At 37.6% G+C, this 14,465-nt stretch carries 15 protein-coding genes; 7 read left to right on the top strand and 8 right to left on the bottom strand.

The features are described 5' to 3' along the window. The first annotated feature begins 36 nt into the window (after window positions 1-36). The 5 genes from RMA95_RS13620 (at window position 37) to RMA95_RS13600 (ending at window position 7,162) form a co-directional block, all read left to right on the top strand. A complete protein-coding gene (locus RMA95_RS13620) occupies window positions 37-969 on the top strand; it encodes a Dyp-type peroxidase (RefSeq protein ID WP_311071287.1) in 933 nt (310 codons plus the stop codon). An 82-nt stretch (window positions 970-1,051) separates the two neighbouring features. Next, window positions 1,052-1,408: a hypothetical protein gene (locus RMA95_RS13615; RefSeq protein ID WP_311071285.1), complete on the top strand. Its 357-nt coding sequence runs from the start codon at window positions 1,052-1,054 to the stop codon at window positions 1,406-1,408. Window positions 1,409-1,542: 134 nt separating this feature from the next. Continuing rightward, the gene (mfd, locus tag RMA95_RS13610; RefSeq protein WP_311071282.1) at window positions 1,543-5,004 is read left to right on the top strand and encodes a transcription-repair coupling factor; all 3,462 of its coding nucleotides are present in this window, start codon (window positions 1,543-1,545) and stop codon (window positions 5,002-5,004) included. 201 nt (window positions 5,005-5,205) lie between these two features. After that, window positions 5,206-5,640 carry an HIT domain-containing protein gene (locus RMA95_RS13605; protein ID WP_004701924.1) on the top strand — a complete coding sequence of 145 codons (435 nt, stop codon included), beginning with the start codon at window positions 5,206-5,208 and terminating at the stop codon, window positions 5,638-5,640. 52 nt (window positions 5,641-5,692) lie between these two features. After that, complete coding sequence (locus tag RMA95_RS13600) at window positions 5,693-7,162, top strand: adenylate/guanylate cyclase domain-containing protein (protein WP_263613619.1); 1,470 nt, start codon at window positions 5,693-5,695, stop codon at window positions 7,160-7,162. Window positions 7,163-7,213: 51 nt separating this feature from the next. On the opposite strand, the gene fdx is transcribed toward RMA95_RS13600, so the two are convergent. From fdx to RMA95_RS13560, 8 genes are all read right to left on the bottom strand, one after another. Continuing rightward, window positions 7,214-7,552, bottom strand: a complete 339-nt coding sequence (gene fdx, locus RMA95_RS13595) for an ISC system 2Fe-2S type ferredoxin (RefSeq protein WP_002049779.1) — start codon at window positions 7,550-7,552, stop codon at window positions 7,214-7,216. A gap of 18 nt (window positions 7,553-7,570) precedes the next feature. Beyond that, the gene (gene hscA / locus RMA95_RS13590) at window positions 7,571-9,430 is read right to left on the bottom strand and encodes a Fe-S protein assembly chaperone HscA (RefSeq protein WP_263613620.1); all 1,860 of its coding nucleotides are present in this window, start codon (window positions 9,428-9,430) and stop codon (window positions 7,571-7,573) included. 38 nt (window positions 9,431-9,468) lie between these two features. Continuing rightward, the gene (gene hscB / locus RMA95_RS13585) at window positions 9,469-9,987 is read right to left on the bottom strand and encodes a Fe-S protein assembly co-chaperone HscB (RefSeq protein ID WP_218666342.1); all 519 of its coding nucleotides are present in this window, start codon (window positions 9,985-9,987) and stop codon (window positions 9,469-9,471) included. Window positions 9,988-10,072: 85 nt separating this feature from the next. After that, complete coding sequence (iscA, locus tag RMA95_RS13580) at window positions 10,073-10,393, bottom strand: iron-sulfur cluster assembly protein IscA (RefSeq protein ID WP_002050042.1); 321 nt, start codon at window positions 10,391-10,393, stop codon at window positions 10,073-10,075. Window positions 10,394-10,423: 30 nt separating this feature from the next. Beyond that, entirely contained in the window at window positions 10,424-10,810 is a 387-nt protein-coding gene (iscU, locus tag RMA95_RS13575) for a Fe-S cluster assembly scaffold IscU (RefSeq protein WP_002049835.1), read from the bottom strand. A gap of 66 nt (window positions 10,811-10,876) precedes the next feature. Then, complete coding sequence (locus RMA95_RS13570; RefSeq protein WP_002050229.1) at window positions 10,877-12,094, bottom strand: IscS subfamily cysteine desulfurase; 1,218 nt, start codon at window positions 12,092-12,094, stop codon at window positions 10,877-10,879. A 1-nt stretch (window position 12,095) separates the two neighbouring features. Beyond that, on the bottom strand, window positions 12,096-12,569 hold the full coding sequence (locus tag RMA95_RS13565; protein ID WP_004701912.1) for an Rrf2 family transcriptional regulator: 474 nt from the start codon (window positions 12,567-12,569) through the stop codon (window positions 12,096-12,098). A gap of 110 nt (window positions 12,570-12,679) precedes the next feature. Then, window positions 12,680-13,327: a hypothetical protein gene (locus RMA95_RS13560; protein WP_263613621.1), complete on the bottom strand. Its 648-nt coding sequence runs from the start codon at window positions 13,325-13,327 to the stop codon at window positions 12,680-12,682. A 210-nt stretch (window positions 13,328-13,537) separates the two neighbouring features. Here RMA95_RS13560 and RMA95_RS13555 point away from each other — a divergent pair, with 210 nt between their 5' ends. After that, on the top strand, window positions 13,538-13,993 hold the full coding sequence (locus tag RMA95_RS13555; RefSeq protein WP_263613622.1) for a phasin family protein: 456 nt from the start codon (window positions 13,538-13,540) through the stop codon (window positions 13,991-13,993). A gap of 169 nt (window positions 13,994-14,162) precedes the next feature. Then, window positions 14,163-14,435: an HU family DNA-binding protein gene (locus RMA95_RS13550; protein ID WP_001043034.1), complete on the top strand. Its 273-nt coding sequence runs from the start codon at window positions 14,163-14,165 to the stop codon at window positions 14,433-14,435. Window positions 14,436-14,465: the final 30 nt, after the last annotated feature.

The following is a 14,465-nucleotide window of genomic DNA, read 5'->3' as shown; positions in this document are numbered from 1 at the left end:
GTAAATTACCAAAATAAGGCCTGTTTTATGGAATGTATGAGAATTCAGCCTGTAACGAGTCATCCTGGAGAAAATGCATTATTTATTGTATTGGGATTAGCTCAAGGTGATTCTGTTGTAGAAAAAGTAAAAGATTTTGCTGCCAATTTTTCAGCGTTAACTCGAAGTTTGTCTAATCGTTATCCAGAAAGTAAATTTAATGCCACATTCGGTTTTAGCTCAAATGCATGGGATGTTTTATTCCCAGAGCAAGCAAAGCCTCAAGAATTAGAAACATTTCAAGAAATCAAAGGCCCAAAGTACACAGCTGTTTCAACACCTGGTGATTTATTCTTTCATATTCGTGCTGATCGACAAGCTCTTTGCTATGAATTGGGAAGTATAATCAATGAACAGTTGGGTAAAGTGACTTACCCAATTGATGAAGTACACGGTTTTCGTTATTTCGATGGTCGAGCGATTATTGGTTTTGTTGATGGAACAGAAAACCCTGAACCTGTAATTGCTGCACAATGGGCGCTAGTAGGTAGTGAAGATCCCGAATTCATTGGGGGAAGTTACGCATTTATTCAAAAATATACCCATGACATGGAAAAATGGCGTGCTTTAAACGATGAAGAACAAGAAAAAGTGATAGGTCGCAAAAAGTTTAATGATATTGAACTTGGTGATGATGAAAAGCCTTTAACAGCCCATAATGTGGTAAGTAAAGCGCATGATGCTGAAGGCAATGAGCTAAAAATTATGCGTGCCAATATGCCTTTCTCGAACCCTTCAAAAAATGAATATGGTACTTTTTTTATTGGTTATTCCCGTAAATTTAGTACAACACGTCAAATGCTTGAAAATATGTTCCTAGGAAATGAGCAAGGCCATCTTGACCGTTTACTTGACTTTAGTACTGCGCAAACAGGTACTTTATTTTTCGTACCGACTGTAGATTTTCTCGATGATTTGGGTGACGAATAGTCGCGAGAATAATTAGATATAAGTGGTGGAGGCGAGTAGGTTGCCTCCATTATTTATATTAAAACTAATACGATGTGATGAAATGTTCAAAAAGTTAACACAGCTCTTTCAAGGCTCGAAAGAGTCACCAGAGCAGCTATATTTACAAGAGAATCAACTTAATTTTGATTCTGAACGTGGACCCGTAATTAAAAATGTTGTGATTAATGAAAAATGGTCAGAGCATATTGAGTATTTTTCAAATCGAAAATTACAGAACTTTGATGATTTACGTAAGTTATTTCAAATTACGCCACAAATTAATGAAAAAATTGACTTAGAGATTGCAAATCAGCGTTATGTCGAAAGGTTGGGTAATACTCAAGAAAAGTTACTTGAACTTAAAGCAATCATACAAATATTGAACCAATATTATGTGATGTTTCTACGTGATAAATAAGTTCAAACATTTGTTTAAGAACTATAAAAAAGTATCGTAAAGTAGTAGCTTGATTTCAGAAAAATAACTCAATTCAATAAAAACATCATGCTACTATTAACCTCATATCTTTTTAGTTCATAAAAGCCATATACATGTTTCAACAAGAAATCTCTCAATTGAATTTGCAACAGCTCAAGGCCGGTGAAAAGCGTTGGGTGGGGTCATTATTAGGTTCATCAGCCGCTTTATTGCTTAAAGAAATTGCGACTCAGCATTCTTCTTTATTAGTTTTAGTCGCTCGAAATAACCAGCATGTTGCACAATTAGAAAGTGAACTTGAGTTTTATGGAATAAAACCGACAATTTTCCCCGATTGGGAAATCTTGCCTTATGATCGGTTATCTCCCCATCAGGATATTGTCTCAGAGCGTCTTGCAATTTTATCGAATATGTCGCAACAAGGCGTATTACTCATTTCAGCAAGTACTTTGGCTCAACGAGTTGCACCTTATTCATGGGTTTTAGGTAAGCACTTTGATATAAGAGTGGGGCAAAAATTTGATTTAGAACAGCAAAAGTTAAGACTGGTTCAGGCTGGCTACCACTTGGTAGACACAGTGTATGATCATGGAGAATTTGCGGTACGCGGTAGTATTATGGATATTTTTGCATCTGGGCAAGAAGCTCCTATCCGCATAGACCTATTTGATGATGAAATTGATTCTTTAAAATTCTTTGACCCTGAAACCCAAAGAACAACCACAACGCTAAAAAGTTTTACTGTTCTACCAGCTAAAGAGTTTCCATTAAAAGAAGCACGGTCAGTTTTTAGAGATCGTTATTCTGAGTTTTTCCCGACAGCAAATCCTAAGAAAAATCCAATTTATCAAGATGTCTTAGATGGCATAGCATCTCCAGGGATTGAGTTTTATTTACCGTTATTTTTTGATAAAGAACAAATGCAATCGCAAAGTATGTTTACAACGTACTTACCAAAGAATTGCATTGTAATTACAACTAATGATGTTGATACCGATTTAACTAACTTCTGGAAAGAAGTTATGCGTCGTTATGAAGATCGACGTCATAATATTGATCAACCTCTTCTTGCACCTGAAGAGCTATTTATTTCTCCAAATAATTTGCTGAGTGCTTTAAATCAGTTTCCACGAATGCTTGTGAGTGCAGAAACGATTGAAGAAAAAGCTGGTGCACTTAATCTTAAAACTGAGCAACCACCTAAATTACCGGTCGATCCAAAAAAAGAAAAACCATTTGCAGCTGTAAAAAAATATATTGATGAAGCAAACCATCCTGTTCTACTAGTTGCGGAAAGTGCAGGACGCCGAGAAAGTTTAAAAGATGCATTGCGTTCAAGTTTGGGTGAAATTCCGAATGTAGAGAATTTTGAGCAATTCAAAACCAGTCAATTTGCAATTGCGATTACCAATGCACCTTTAGACCGTGGTTTACTTATAACTGATCAATTAACAGTTATTTCAGAAAATCAGCTTTACGAACACCGAGTTGTACAGCGTCGTCGTAAGCGTCAACAAGAAGTTTCGGAAGAGTTTCTAATTCGAAGCTTAACTGAACTAAGTATTGGTGCTCCTGTTGTACATATTGATCATGGTGTGGGGCGTTATGCTGGCTTAATTACACTGGCTATCGAAGGGCAAGACTATGAGTTCTTGCAACTGGATTATGCTGAAGATGCAAAAGTGTATGTCCCAGTAACCAACTTGCATCTGATTAGCCGTTATAGTGGCGGCGATCCAGATTTAGCACCGTTACATAAAATTGGTACAGATGCTTGGAGTAAAGCAAAGCGTAAGGCATTGGAGCAAATTCATGATGTTGCAGCCGAGCTTTTACATATTCAGGCACGTCGTCAGTCAAAACCCGGCTTTGCTTTTGAATTGGATCAGTCGCTTTATATGCAATTTGCGAGCGGCTTTGCCTATGAAGAGACACTTGATCAGGCCAATGCAATTGAAGCCACGCTGTATGATATGCAGCAAGCAAAACCAATGGATAGATTGGTGTGTGGTGATGTAGGTTTTGGTAAAACCGAAGTGGCCATGCGTGCAGCGTTTGTTGCAGTGCAAAATGGTAAACAAGTTGCAGTTTTAGTTCCTACCACATTACTTGCTCAACAGCATTATGAGTCTTTTAAAGACCGTTTTGCTGATTGGCCAGTACGTATTGAAGTGTTATCACGTTTCGGTTCAAACAAAACTCATGTAAAAAATATTGAAGACTTGGCAGATGGTAAAGTCGATATTGTGGTAGGTACACATAAACTATTACAAGAAAATGTTCAGTTTAAAGATTTAGGCTTAATGGTTGTAGACGAAGAACATCGCTTTGGCGTGCGTGACAAAGAGCGAATTAAAGCTTTGCGTGCCGATGTCGATATGTTGACTCTTACCGCAACCCCAATTCCTCGTACGCTTAATATGGCTTTTTCGGGAATGCGTGATTTGTCGATTATTGCCACTCCGCCAGCACGTCGTTTAGCAGTAAAAACCTTTGTACAAGAACATACAGACGCTTCAATTAAAGAGGCGATTTTGCGTGAGTTATTACGTGGTGGACAAGTTTACTTCTTACATAATGAAGTAGATACCATTGAGCGAGCGGCTGAAAATATTCGCATGCTTGTTCCTGAAGCACGCGTGGCAGTAGCACATGGACAAATGCGCGAACGTGAACTTGAGCAAGTTATGCAGCAGTTCTACCACAAAGAATATAATGTGCTGGTGTGTTCAACCATTATTGAAACGGGTATTGATGTTCCAAATGCCAATACAATTTTAATTGAGCGTGCAGATAAGCTTGGCTTAGCGCAATTGCACCAGTTGCGTGGACGTGTAGGTCGTTCACATCACCAAGCTTATGCTTACTTATTAGTGCCTTCAATCAAACACTTGAAAGGTGATGCTGAAAAACGTCTCGATGCAATTCAACGCGCTTCCACATTAGGCGCAGGTTTTATGCTCGCTACGGAAGATTTAGAAATTCGTGGTGCTGGTGAATTGTTAGGTGAGCAACAAAGCGGTTCAATGCAGGCGATCGGATATAGCTTGTATATGGAAATGCTTGAGAAAGCGACCAAAGCAATTCAGCAAGGTAAAACACCGAATTTCGATGCACCATTGTCATTAACTGCCGAAATTAATTTACATATTCCAGCACTTATTCCAGATGATTACTTAGGTGATGTACATCAACGTTTATTATTCTATAAGCGTATTAGTAATACAGATACTCAAGAAAAACTGGATAATATCCGCATGGAGCTTATTGACCGCTTTGGTGTTCCACCGCAATCAGTTAAGCACTTATTTAGCGTGCATCAGATCCGCTTAAAAGCGGAGCATTTGGGTATTACAAAAATTGATATTAATACTCAAGGCGGCAACATTGAATTTTCACCAGATACTCCTGTTCAGGCTATTAGTATTATTCAACTCATGCAAAAGAACCCGACCTATTATCGTATGGAAGGTGGACAGCGCTTAAAAGTGATGGTGCAGCTTGAAGATTATGAAAAACGAATTCAATTTATCAATGATTTACTACAAAAATTGATGAGTGAATTACATGCTTGAGTTCTGTTTTTTTAATAAGCGGTAGCTGATCGGAACATTTGTTTTGTTGTGATTGGATTTTATGCACTTTTTTATACCTTGAGATATGAATAAGTGCATAAAATCATTGTTATTTGTAAGCAAACGGGCTACTAATAATATTCACATCAAAACTGATGTGATAGTATTAGCCATTATTGTTTATTGTCATTTATAAAAGATATGTTTAGTTTGCATCCACAACTTGCTCAAGATACTTTTTTTGTAGGCGATTTTCCGCTTTCAACATGTCGTTTAATGAATGATATGCAATTTCCTTGGTTGATTTTAGTACCACGCGTACCAGGGATCACGGAATTATACGAATTAAGTCAAGCTGACCAAGAACAGTTTTTACGTGAATCAAGTTGGTTATCTAGCCAGTTAGCTCGCGTTTTTCGTGCTGACAAAATGAATGTTGCAGCTTTAGGTAATATGGTTCCTCAATTACATTTTCACCATGTTGTCCGTTATCAAAATGACGTAGCTTGGCCTAAACCAGTGTGGGGGACACCAGCTGTGCCATACACAAGTGATGTTTTAGCTCACATGCGTCAGACCCTTATGCTTGCTTTACGTGGTCAAGGTGATATGCCTTTTGATTGGCGTATGGATTAAATCAATGTCATGCCACATGTGAGTGTGGCAACATTGAAATGTGGAGGATAGGGTGCAATTAGAGAGGTTTATAGATCGGGAACCTAAGCAGTTTGCATATTTTCATCGTTTGATGGGGTATTCAATTCTGTCATTGATTTTAGTGATCTATGCTTTTACCTCACCAGATACTAATTATCAAATCTATATTCCTCCTTTCTTTCTCTTTTTACTTTTTGTTAGTTCTAAATTAGAGCACTGGTTACAGTACCAGTTTGATAAGAAAACCCAAAAAAGTGTTTTCTTTGCGATAGATGCAATTGTAGTAGCAGTTACTCTAGCGGGTGTACACCTCAATCTTGTTCCTACATTTATTGCGCTTTTTGCATTATTTTACTCAGCAATTAATAGTCGTATTTCGTTTGCAGTGATTTGTTTAACGAGTTTACTTGGTGCGATTATTTTTTATTTAAGTACTTTTTTTCTATTTGGTTTTCATCCATATTTTGAAGCAACAAGCCAAGAATTAACGGTAATTACCTTACTTGGCTTAGTGATGTTTATAACCATTGGAAATTATTACCAACATCGCTGGGTTAAAAAAATTAGTCAGCAACGTCAGCATTATTATGACCAAATGACGCGTTATATCGCTTTTGCTAATCAGTTAAGCCGCTATGCACCATTACAGCTATGGCAGTCGATTATGCGTGGTGAAGCTGAAGCAAAAATCGAATATAAACGTAAAAAAATGACCGTATTCTTTTCTGATATTCAGGGTTTTACTGAATTGTCGGAAACCTTAATTCCAGATGACTTAGCTTTCTTGCTTAATGACTATTTAAGTCATATGACTGAAATTGCGAAGCAATACGAGGCAACTGTCGATAAATTTATGGGAGATGCCATTCTCATATTTTTTGGAGATCCAAATTCGCAAGGTGTCGAACAAGATGCTAAATCTTGCGTAGAAATGGCAATTGCGATGCGTCAGCAAATGAAGCTGCTGCGCGAACGTTGGAAAAAAATGGGATATTCAGCCTTACATATTCGTATGGGGATTAGTACAGGTTATTGCCACGTTGGGAACTATGGGGCAACGCATCGTATGGCCTATACGATTGTAGGTCGTGATGTAAATTTGGCAGCACGTTTACAGTATGCTGCTGAAATCGATGAAATACTTATTTCTGATGATACTTATCAACTCATTAAAAGTGATTTCCTGTGTGCGCCTAAAACACCAATTTATTTAAAAGGTATTCAAGGTGCAGTGAAAACATGGCAAGTCATGGAAAAATATACAGGGAACAAGTCAGATCATCAGCAATGGTTTGATTATGAATATAAAGGTTTCCATTTAGTATTAAACTTAGAAGAAGTACAAAACTACGAATATCCAGAATTGGTTGAAGTGCTTGAAAAAATGATTCAACGCATTAAAGTTCAACAAACTTTAATTAATACTCAAGGTGTTGCTCAGCTTAGACTCGAAGATGAGGTTAAGCCAATAAATATTGATCAAGAGCAAGATTCGATATAAATCATATAAATAAAAAAAGCTGCTTTAAGCAGCTTTTTTTAACATTAAATCTTAATGATTTTCTGAAGCATGGTTAATTGTATATTTCGGAATCTCGATTTCAAGATCTTCATCTACAATTTTAACCTGACATGAAAGACGAGAGTCAGGTTCTAATCCCCAAGCACGGTCTAAAAGATCAGCTTCAACATCATTCATTTCTTCTAAGCTATCAAAACCTTTGCGAACAATCACGTGGCAAGTTGTACATGCACAAGACATATCACACGCGTGCTCAATTTTGATACCTTTATTGAGCAGACTTTGGCAAAGATTGGCATTTTGTTCAACCTCAAATTCTGCGCCTTCAGGGCAAATCTGAGCATGAGGAAGTACTTTAATACGTGGCATATTGATCACCTATACCTTTTAGTTTGATTTTGACCAATCGTCGAGCTTCGTGCCCTTTAAGGCATGGTCAATATGTCGATTCATTCGTAATGCTGCAAAAGCGTCACTATATACTTTAAGCTGTTGAACAGCTTGCTCAATCGCTTGGATATCACTACCTTCAAGTTGAGCTTTTAATGATTCTTTTGCAGAATTGAGTTCTGCGAGCTGCGTTTCATCAAGTAAATCTGCATCTACTTTTAATGCTTGCTCTAGAGCTTCAAGTTCACGTTCTGCTTCAACTTTAGTTTCCTTTAAATGACGAAGATTTTTGTCTTCTTCAGCATGTTGGAAACCTTCAATTAATAAGCGTTCTGTATCTGCTTCAGATAAACCATAAGATGGTTTGATATCGATATGAGCTTGTACACCAGAAGTTGCTTCACGAGCAGAAACGGTGAGTAAGCCATCGGCATCAACTTGGAAAGTGACTTCAATACGTGCTTGACCTGCAGTCATTGGCGGAATGCCATGGAGTACAAATCTACCTAACGAGCGGCAATGTTCAACTAAATCACGTTCACCTTGAACCACATGAATTAACATGGCAGTTTGGCCATCTTGATAGGTTGTGAACTCTTGACGACGTGCAACAGGAATAGCTGTATTACGAGAGATGAGACGTTCAACCAGACCACCCATTGTCTCTAAACCAAGAGAAAGAGGAGTTACGTCTAGAAGAAGTGAGCCATCTTGGCTATTACCAATTAACTGGTTTGCTGTAATGGAAGCACCGATTGCCACAACTTCATCTGGGTTGATTGTGCAGAGAGGCTCTTGGTCAAAAACTTCACGTACAGCTTTTTGAACTGCATAAGAGCGGGTAGAACCACCCACTAAAACTACATTTTGAATGTCACTTAACTCGAGCTTTGCATCACGCAGTACACGCTTACAAACACTGATCGTTTTATCTAACGCAACTTGAATAATGCTTTCAAATGTAGGTCGGTCTAGAGTAAGAGTTGCATCAAGCAGTTTTAATTCAACAGCATCTTGAGTCGATAATTGCTCTTTAGCTTGACGTGCTGCAACTATAAATACGGCATAGTCTTCATTACTTAATGCATCAATATTAAGCTGTTTTTTTGCCCATTTTACAATTAGACGGTCTAAGTCATCACCACCTAAAGCTGTATGGCCGCCGGTCGCTAAAACTTCAAATACGCCTTGTGAAAAACGTAGGATTGATACATCAAAAGTACCACCGCCCAAATCGTAAATTACATAATTACGGTCGGTCTCTAAATTACTTTCTTGATCTAATCCATAAGCGACTGCAGCAGCTGTCGGCTCATTTAATAAACGTAATACGTTTAAACCAGCAAGTTGAGCTGCATCGCGAGTTGCTTGACGCTGAGCTTCATCAAAATAAGCAGGAACGGTAATTACAGCACCATTAACAGGATTTTGTAAGCTGTCTTCAGCACGATCTTTTAATTGTTTTAAAATTTCAGCTGAAATTTCTACTGGTGTTTTGCGTCCAGCACGTGTTTCAAAAGCAGGCATTTCATTTTCTGAGCCTACTAATTCATAAGGATGCTGAAACTTAATATCTGCTTTTGAGCGACCCATAAATCGTTTAACAGATACAATTGTATTTTTGGGATCTGCAATAATAAATGGTTTAGCTTCTTCACCATAATGAGTTGTATTTTCCCCATAATGAACGATAGAAGGAAGTAATCTTCTATTTTGGACATCATTGAGTACTTTAGGTTTGCCTGATAACACTGTCGCAACTAATGAGTGTGTTGTTCCTAGGTCAATACCAATCGCAATGCGATGTTGGTGTGGGGCACTGGATTGACCCGGTTCAGCAATTTGCAAAAGTGCCATGAGTTAAATCCCTTGAAAATAAAGTAGAGAAAGCAAAATTAAAAATCATCGTCTAAATCAAAGCTGTCTTCTTCATCTAACAGTTGATCTTCTGCTTTATCAATATCGTTTAAAACACGTTGAAAGAAACGCAACTTACGTACGGTATCACGTGCTTCAGCCCAATCTTCTTCGCTGTAATCAATTTTGAATTCACGAACTAAGCCATCAATCCATTGTTGTACTTCTAATCTTAAAGTACGTAAATGTTCAGGTGATGTGGCTTCATCAAGTTGTTCACGAAGCTCTAATGCAGATTGTAGAAATTCAAAATCACTAATAGATTGGTCAAGATGATGATCTTGCTTTTTAAGTGCTAAAAGGTAGGCAGCACGGCTATCAACTTGTGAAAGCGTTTTAAAAGCTTGATTGATTTCACTTGATTTGATCAATGCTTGATCTTTATCTGCGGCTTTATCTGGATGATATTGTTGTTGCAAACTCAAGAAATTTGATTTTAAGCTTGCCAAATCGATATCGAGTGCCACAGGTAAATTGAACAACTCAAAATGATTCATTAGAAATGGGATCCACGTTAATTAAATACATTAAAACAGTGCTATTGAAAGACACTGTTTTAATGAGAAAAAGGAAAGGAGAGGATTAAACAGTGAAAGACTCACCACAACCACATTCACCCTTTTTATTAGGATTGTTAAATTCGAACCCTTCATTAAGGCCATTTTTAACATAGTCCATTTCTAAGCCTTCTAAGTAAACTAAGCTTTTAGGATCTACAAAAACCTTAACGCCGAATTGTTCGAAAACTTGATCATGCTCATCGATATCGTCTACAAATTCGAGAACATAAGCCAACCCAGAACAACCAGAAGTTTTCACACCAACGCGAATGCCTTCACCCTTACCTCGGTTTTTAAGGTAATTGCTAATATGAGTCGCAGCATTTTCAGTTAAATGAATCATGAAAACTCCAACGTTTATAATGGTAACAAATTAAGCTTTTGACTTTTTACTACGATAATCTTCAATCGCAGCTTTAATTGCATCTTCAGCTAAAACAGAACAGTGAACTTTTACTGGTGGAAGAGCTAACTCAGTTGCAATATCAATGTTTTTGATTGCTTGAGCTTCATCAAGAGTTTTGCCTTTTAACCATTCAGTTACAAGGGAACTTGATGCGATTGCAGAACCACAACCGTAAGTTTTAAAACGTGCTTCTTCGATTACGCCACTGTCATTTACTTGAATCTGTAAACGCATCACGTCGCCACATGCAGGTGCACCCACCATACCTGTACCAACATTTTCAGAGTTTTTATCTAAAACACCAACATTACGTGGATTTTCGTAATGATCAATTACCTTTTCGCTATAAGCCATTTCGCTTCTCCAAACCTCGGGGTCAGCCTAATATTAATATGAGGGTTAAAACACTAATTTCAATAATTAGTGTTCTGCCCATTCAACTGTAGAAAGATCGATACCTTCTTTGTACATGTCCCAAAGCGGAGAAAGTTCACGTAATTTCTCAACAGCGGCTTTGGTAATTGTAAGCACGTGGTCAATGTCTTCTTCAGTGGTGTATTTACCAAAACTAAAGCGAATTGAGCTATGTGCTAGCTCATCAGATAAACCTAATGCGCGAAGAACATATGAAGGCTCTAAAGTTGCAGAAGTACAAGCTGAACCACTTGATACAGCAGCATCTTTAAGCGACATCATTAAAGATTCACCTTCAACAAAGTTAAAGCTGACATTTAAATAGTTAGCAACGTTTTGAGTAGGGTGGCCATTTAGGAACACTTGTTCAAGGTCTTGTAAACCGTTCCAAAGTTTGTCACGAAGTTTACGAATACGCTCTTGTTCTGCATGCATTGTTTTGCCTGCAATTTCAAAAGCTTCACCCATACCAACGATTTGGTGAGTTGCCAAAGTACCAGAACGCATACCGCGCTCATGACCACCACCATGAATTTGTGCTTTTAAGCGAACACGTGGACTACGACGTACATATAATGCGCCGATACCTTTTGGACCATAAATTTTATGAGCAGAGAAACTCATAAGATCAATTTTCATAGTAGATAAGTCGATATCAACTTTACCAGCTGCTTGCGCTGCATCTACATGGAAAAATGTTTTGTTGGCACGTGTTAATTCACCAATCGCCGCTACATCTGTAACTGTACCAATTTCATTGTTTACCATCATAAGGGAAACAAGAATAGTATCTGGACGAAGGGCAGCCTTAACCATCTCAGGAGTAATTAAACCTGTTTGTGGCTCTGGCTCTAGGTAAGTAATTTCAAAACCTTGTTCTTCTAATTCACGACAAGGATCTAGAACAGCTTTATGTTCAATTTTACTTGTAATGATGTGTTTGCCTTTAGATGCATAGAATTGAGCTACACCTTTAAGAGCAAGGTTGTCTGATTCAGTTGCACCAGAAGTCCAAACAATTTCACGTGGATCGGCTTTAATTAAATTTGCGACTTGCTCACGTGCATATTCAACTTTTTCTTCTGCCTGCCAGCCGTAAGCGTGGGAACGAGATGCAGCATTACCAAAGGTACCGTCGAAAGTTAAACACTCCATCATACGTTCTGCAACTTGCGGATCTACTGGAGTGGTTGCTGCGTAATCAAGATAAATTGGACGTTTCATATCAAATACCTGTACCCGATAAAAGAGCTGAATCTATGCCAGTCACATTTTGGCGTAGTGCAACAGTTTGAACGTTGTCTCGGCTAATGAGGTCGGCAAGTGTGATTTTGGCTAAATAGTCGGCAATATGATGAGAGAGTTCTTGCCATAAATCGTGAGTAAGACACATTGCACCATTTTGGCAGTTGCCTTTGTGGTCACAACGTGTTGCGTCAACAGTTTCATTTACGGCTTCAATGATTTCTAACACAGTAATTTCATCAGCGTTTCGAGCCAAATGGTAACCACCATTTGCACCGCGAACACTAGAAACTAACCCATGACGCTTAAGTTTTGCGAACAACTGCTCTAAATAAGCAACTGAAATAGATTGACGTGCGGCAATTTCGGCGAGCGTGATCGTTTGTTCAGTTGGCTGCAAAGCTAAATCAAGTAGAGCAGTCACTGCGTAGCGACCGCGAGTTGTAAGGCGCATGATTCGATACACATGTTAAGACTAGATAATAGGATTTTATGAATCCCGACTAAAATAGTCAAGTTTTTTTATTTTTAATTCAAGTGCAGGATCAAGATAGAAAAAATAAGTTAGGCCACCCACAAATTATATATGAAATAAGCAATAAATATTAGGCTAATTATACCAAAGCACAAGTTAATATTGCGTTGGCGCTGTTGTAAGCGTGCAATTCGATTTTGATATTGTTTAATTTCGACATGCAACGAATTTATCTCTGAACGTTGTTGATCGATTTTTTCAAGTAAAGGTGCAATTCTTTTGCGTGAAGCTAGGGCTTCGGCTTCATCATCTGGTGTGTTGAACCATTGTTTCCAATCTGCAAGAAGCTTAGGTAAAGTAAGATGTGAGATTAAATCGATAAGTTCTTTTTTAGTTTCTGCATCACCATCAATTCGCATGTTGTTTAAACTGCGTTGGTTTGAGAAAGCAAAAATTTTGATAAGATCGATGAGTGTACTATTGATTTCTAGATCAATACGACGGTCATATGAATAAATATCAAATAACAGTCCTTTTTCCGTAAATTGCACATAAAAGTCAAAAAATGGCAAATAGCTATTAATACGGATTGTTATTTTGTTGGCGATAAACTTTTTCGCTTGCAAGCGAAGAACACCATCGTGGGTGAGAATAAATGAGAAAAAAGTTTCTAAAATAATTAGAACAATATTCAGCAACAGACGTGGATGTTTTTGTCTTTGTTGCGTTTCACTCATAAAAGTTTATCCTTAAATATTAGAGATTAATTGAGAGAATGAGACATCCTATCTCAAACTTAACACAATGTCCTGTTAAATATATTTACATGACATGATTGTTTTGTAGAACAGTTTCATAAATGTATCAAGTCTTGACTTTGTTATTATAAGAATATTTTGTGGTTAAATAAGACTTCGTCTGTCTCATCCGATCAGGAGCTTAGATCAATGGATAATGGAAATATAGAAACACAAGCAGAAGATCAAGGAGAAAAAAATAAATTAAAATCAAAAAGTTCTAGGAAGTCTGCATTAGATTTTAGGAAGTATACCAAACAAATCTGGTTAGCGGGTTTAGGTGCTTTTTCTCGTGCAGAAGAAGAAGGCAATAAACTATTTGACTCTCTAGTCAAAGTAGGTGAAGAGCTCGAGTCTAAAACTGGTGATTTAGCCGATACAACTGTTGGTAAAGTAACCGAAAAAGCGAAAGAGTCAGTGTCTGATACAAAAGACAAGGTCGAAAAAATTTTAGATACCAGTGTAAATCACTCTTTAAATCGAATTGGTTTGGTTACTCCGAAGGATTTACAGCACATTGAACAACTCCTAGTTCAACTGCATATAAAGGTAGATGCTTTAATTGAAGAAAATCAGAAATTGAAGGCAAAATTGAATGAAAAGTAAAAAAATGTAGGGATTTAGCAAATATATAACAGTTTTTTAGCATTTATTTTTGCTAAAAGCTCTGCTCTAGTATTGCGTTTTCCCCCAAAGCATTGCTATAAAGGCGTCATGGCCTTTTAAACTATAGCCTTGGACCTTAAACAAACGATATTAAGAGGATGTTTTATTCATGAATAAATCAGAATTAATCGATGCAATTGCTGAAAAAGGGGGAGTATCTAAGACTGATGCAGGCAAGGCACTCGATGCGACAATTGCGTCAATTACTGAAGCACTTAAAAAAGGTGACACAGTAACTTTAGTTGGTTTTGGTACTTTCAGTGTTAAAGAACGTGCTGCACGTACTGGTCGCAACCCTAAAACTGGCGAAGAGCTTCAAATTAAAGCAACAAAAGTACCTAGCTTTAAAGCTGGTAAAGGTCTTAAAGATTCAGTTGCTTAATCTTTTAAGATGATTAAACGCGCCGATATA

Origin of the sequence: Acinetobacter sp. V110_1 (assembly GCF_031798975.1) — a bacterium.
Lineage (GTDB): Bacteria > Pseudomonadota > Gammaproteobacteria > Pseudomonadales > Moraxellaceae > Acinetobacter > Acinetobacter nosocomialis_A.
The sequence above is the reverse complement of the archived record's forward strand: the minus strand, read 5'-3'. Positions and strand labels throughout refer to the sequence as shown.

What these genes read in the sequence shown, in the direction of transcription:
- RMA95_RS13565 (WP_004701912.1), bottom strand. Translation starts at nt 12,569, where the DNA reads ATGCGCCTTACAACTCGCGGTCGCTACGCAGTGACTGCTCTACTTGAT.
- iscA (WP_002050042.1), bottom strand. Translation starts at nt 10,393, where the DNA reads ATGATTCATTTAACTGAAAATGCTGCGACTCATATTAGCAATTACCTT.
- iscU (WP_002049835.1), bottom strand. Translation starts at nt 10,810, where the DNA reads ATGGCTTATAGCGAAAAGGTAATTGATCATTACGAAAATCCACGTAAT.
- RMA95_RS13615 (WP_311071285.1), top strand. Translation starts at nt 1,052, where the DNA reads ATGTTCAAAAAGTTAACACAGCTCTTTCAAGGCTCGAAAGAGTCACCA.
- RMA95_RS13550 (WP_001043034.1), top strand. Translation starts at nt 14,163, where the DNA reads ATGAATAAATCAGAATTAATCGATGCAATTGCTGAAAAAGGGGGAGTA.
- RMA95_RS13555 (WP_263613622.1), top strand. Translation starts at nt 13,538, where the DNA reads ATGGATAATGGAAATATAGAAACACAAGCAGAAGATCAAGGAGAAAAA.
- RMA95_RS13620 (WP_311071287.1), top strand. Translation starts at nt 37, where the DNA reads ATGAGAATTCAGCCTGTAACGAGTCATCCTGGAGAAAATGCATTATTT.
- mfd (WP_311071282.1), top strand. Translation starts at nt 1,543, where the DNA reads ATGTTTCAACAAGAAATCTCTCAATTGAATTTGCAACAGCTCAAGGCC.
- RMA95_RS13605 (WP_004701924.1), top strand. Translation starts at nt 5,206, where the DNA reads ATGTTTAGTTTGCATCCACAACTTGCTCAAGATACTTTTTTTGTAGGC.
- RMA95_RS13570 (WP_002050229.1), bottom strand. Translation starts at nt 12,094, where the DNA reads ATGAAACGTCCAATTTATCTTGATTACGCAGCAACCACTCCAGTAGAT.
- RMA95_RS13560 (WP_263613621.1), bottom strand. Translation starts at nt 13,327, where the DNA reads ATGAGTGAAACGCAACAAAGACAAAAACATCCACGTCTGTTGCTGAAT.
- hscB (WP_218666342.1), bottom strand. Translation starts at nt 9,987, where the DNA reads ATGAATCATTTTGAGTTGTTCAATTTACCTGTGGCACTCGATATCGAT.
- fdx (WP_002049779.1), bottom strand. Translation starts at nt 7,552, where the DNA reads ATGCCACGTATTAAAGTACTTCCTCATGCTCAGATTTGCCCTGAAGGC.
- hscA (WP_263613620.1), bottom strand. Translation starts at nt 9,430, where the DNA reads ATGGCACTTTTGCAAATTGCTGAACCGGGTCAATCCAGTGCCCCACAC.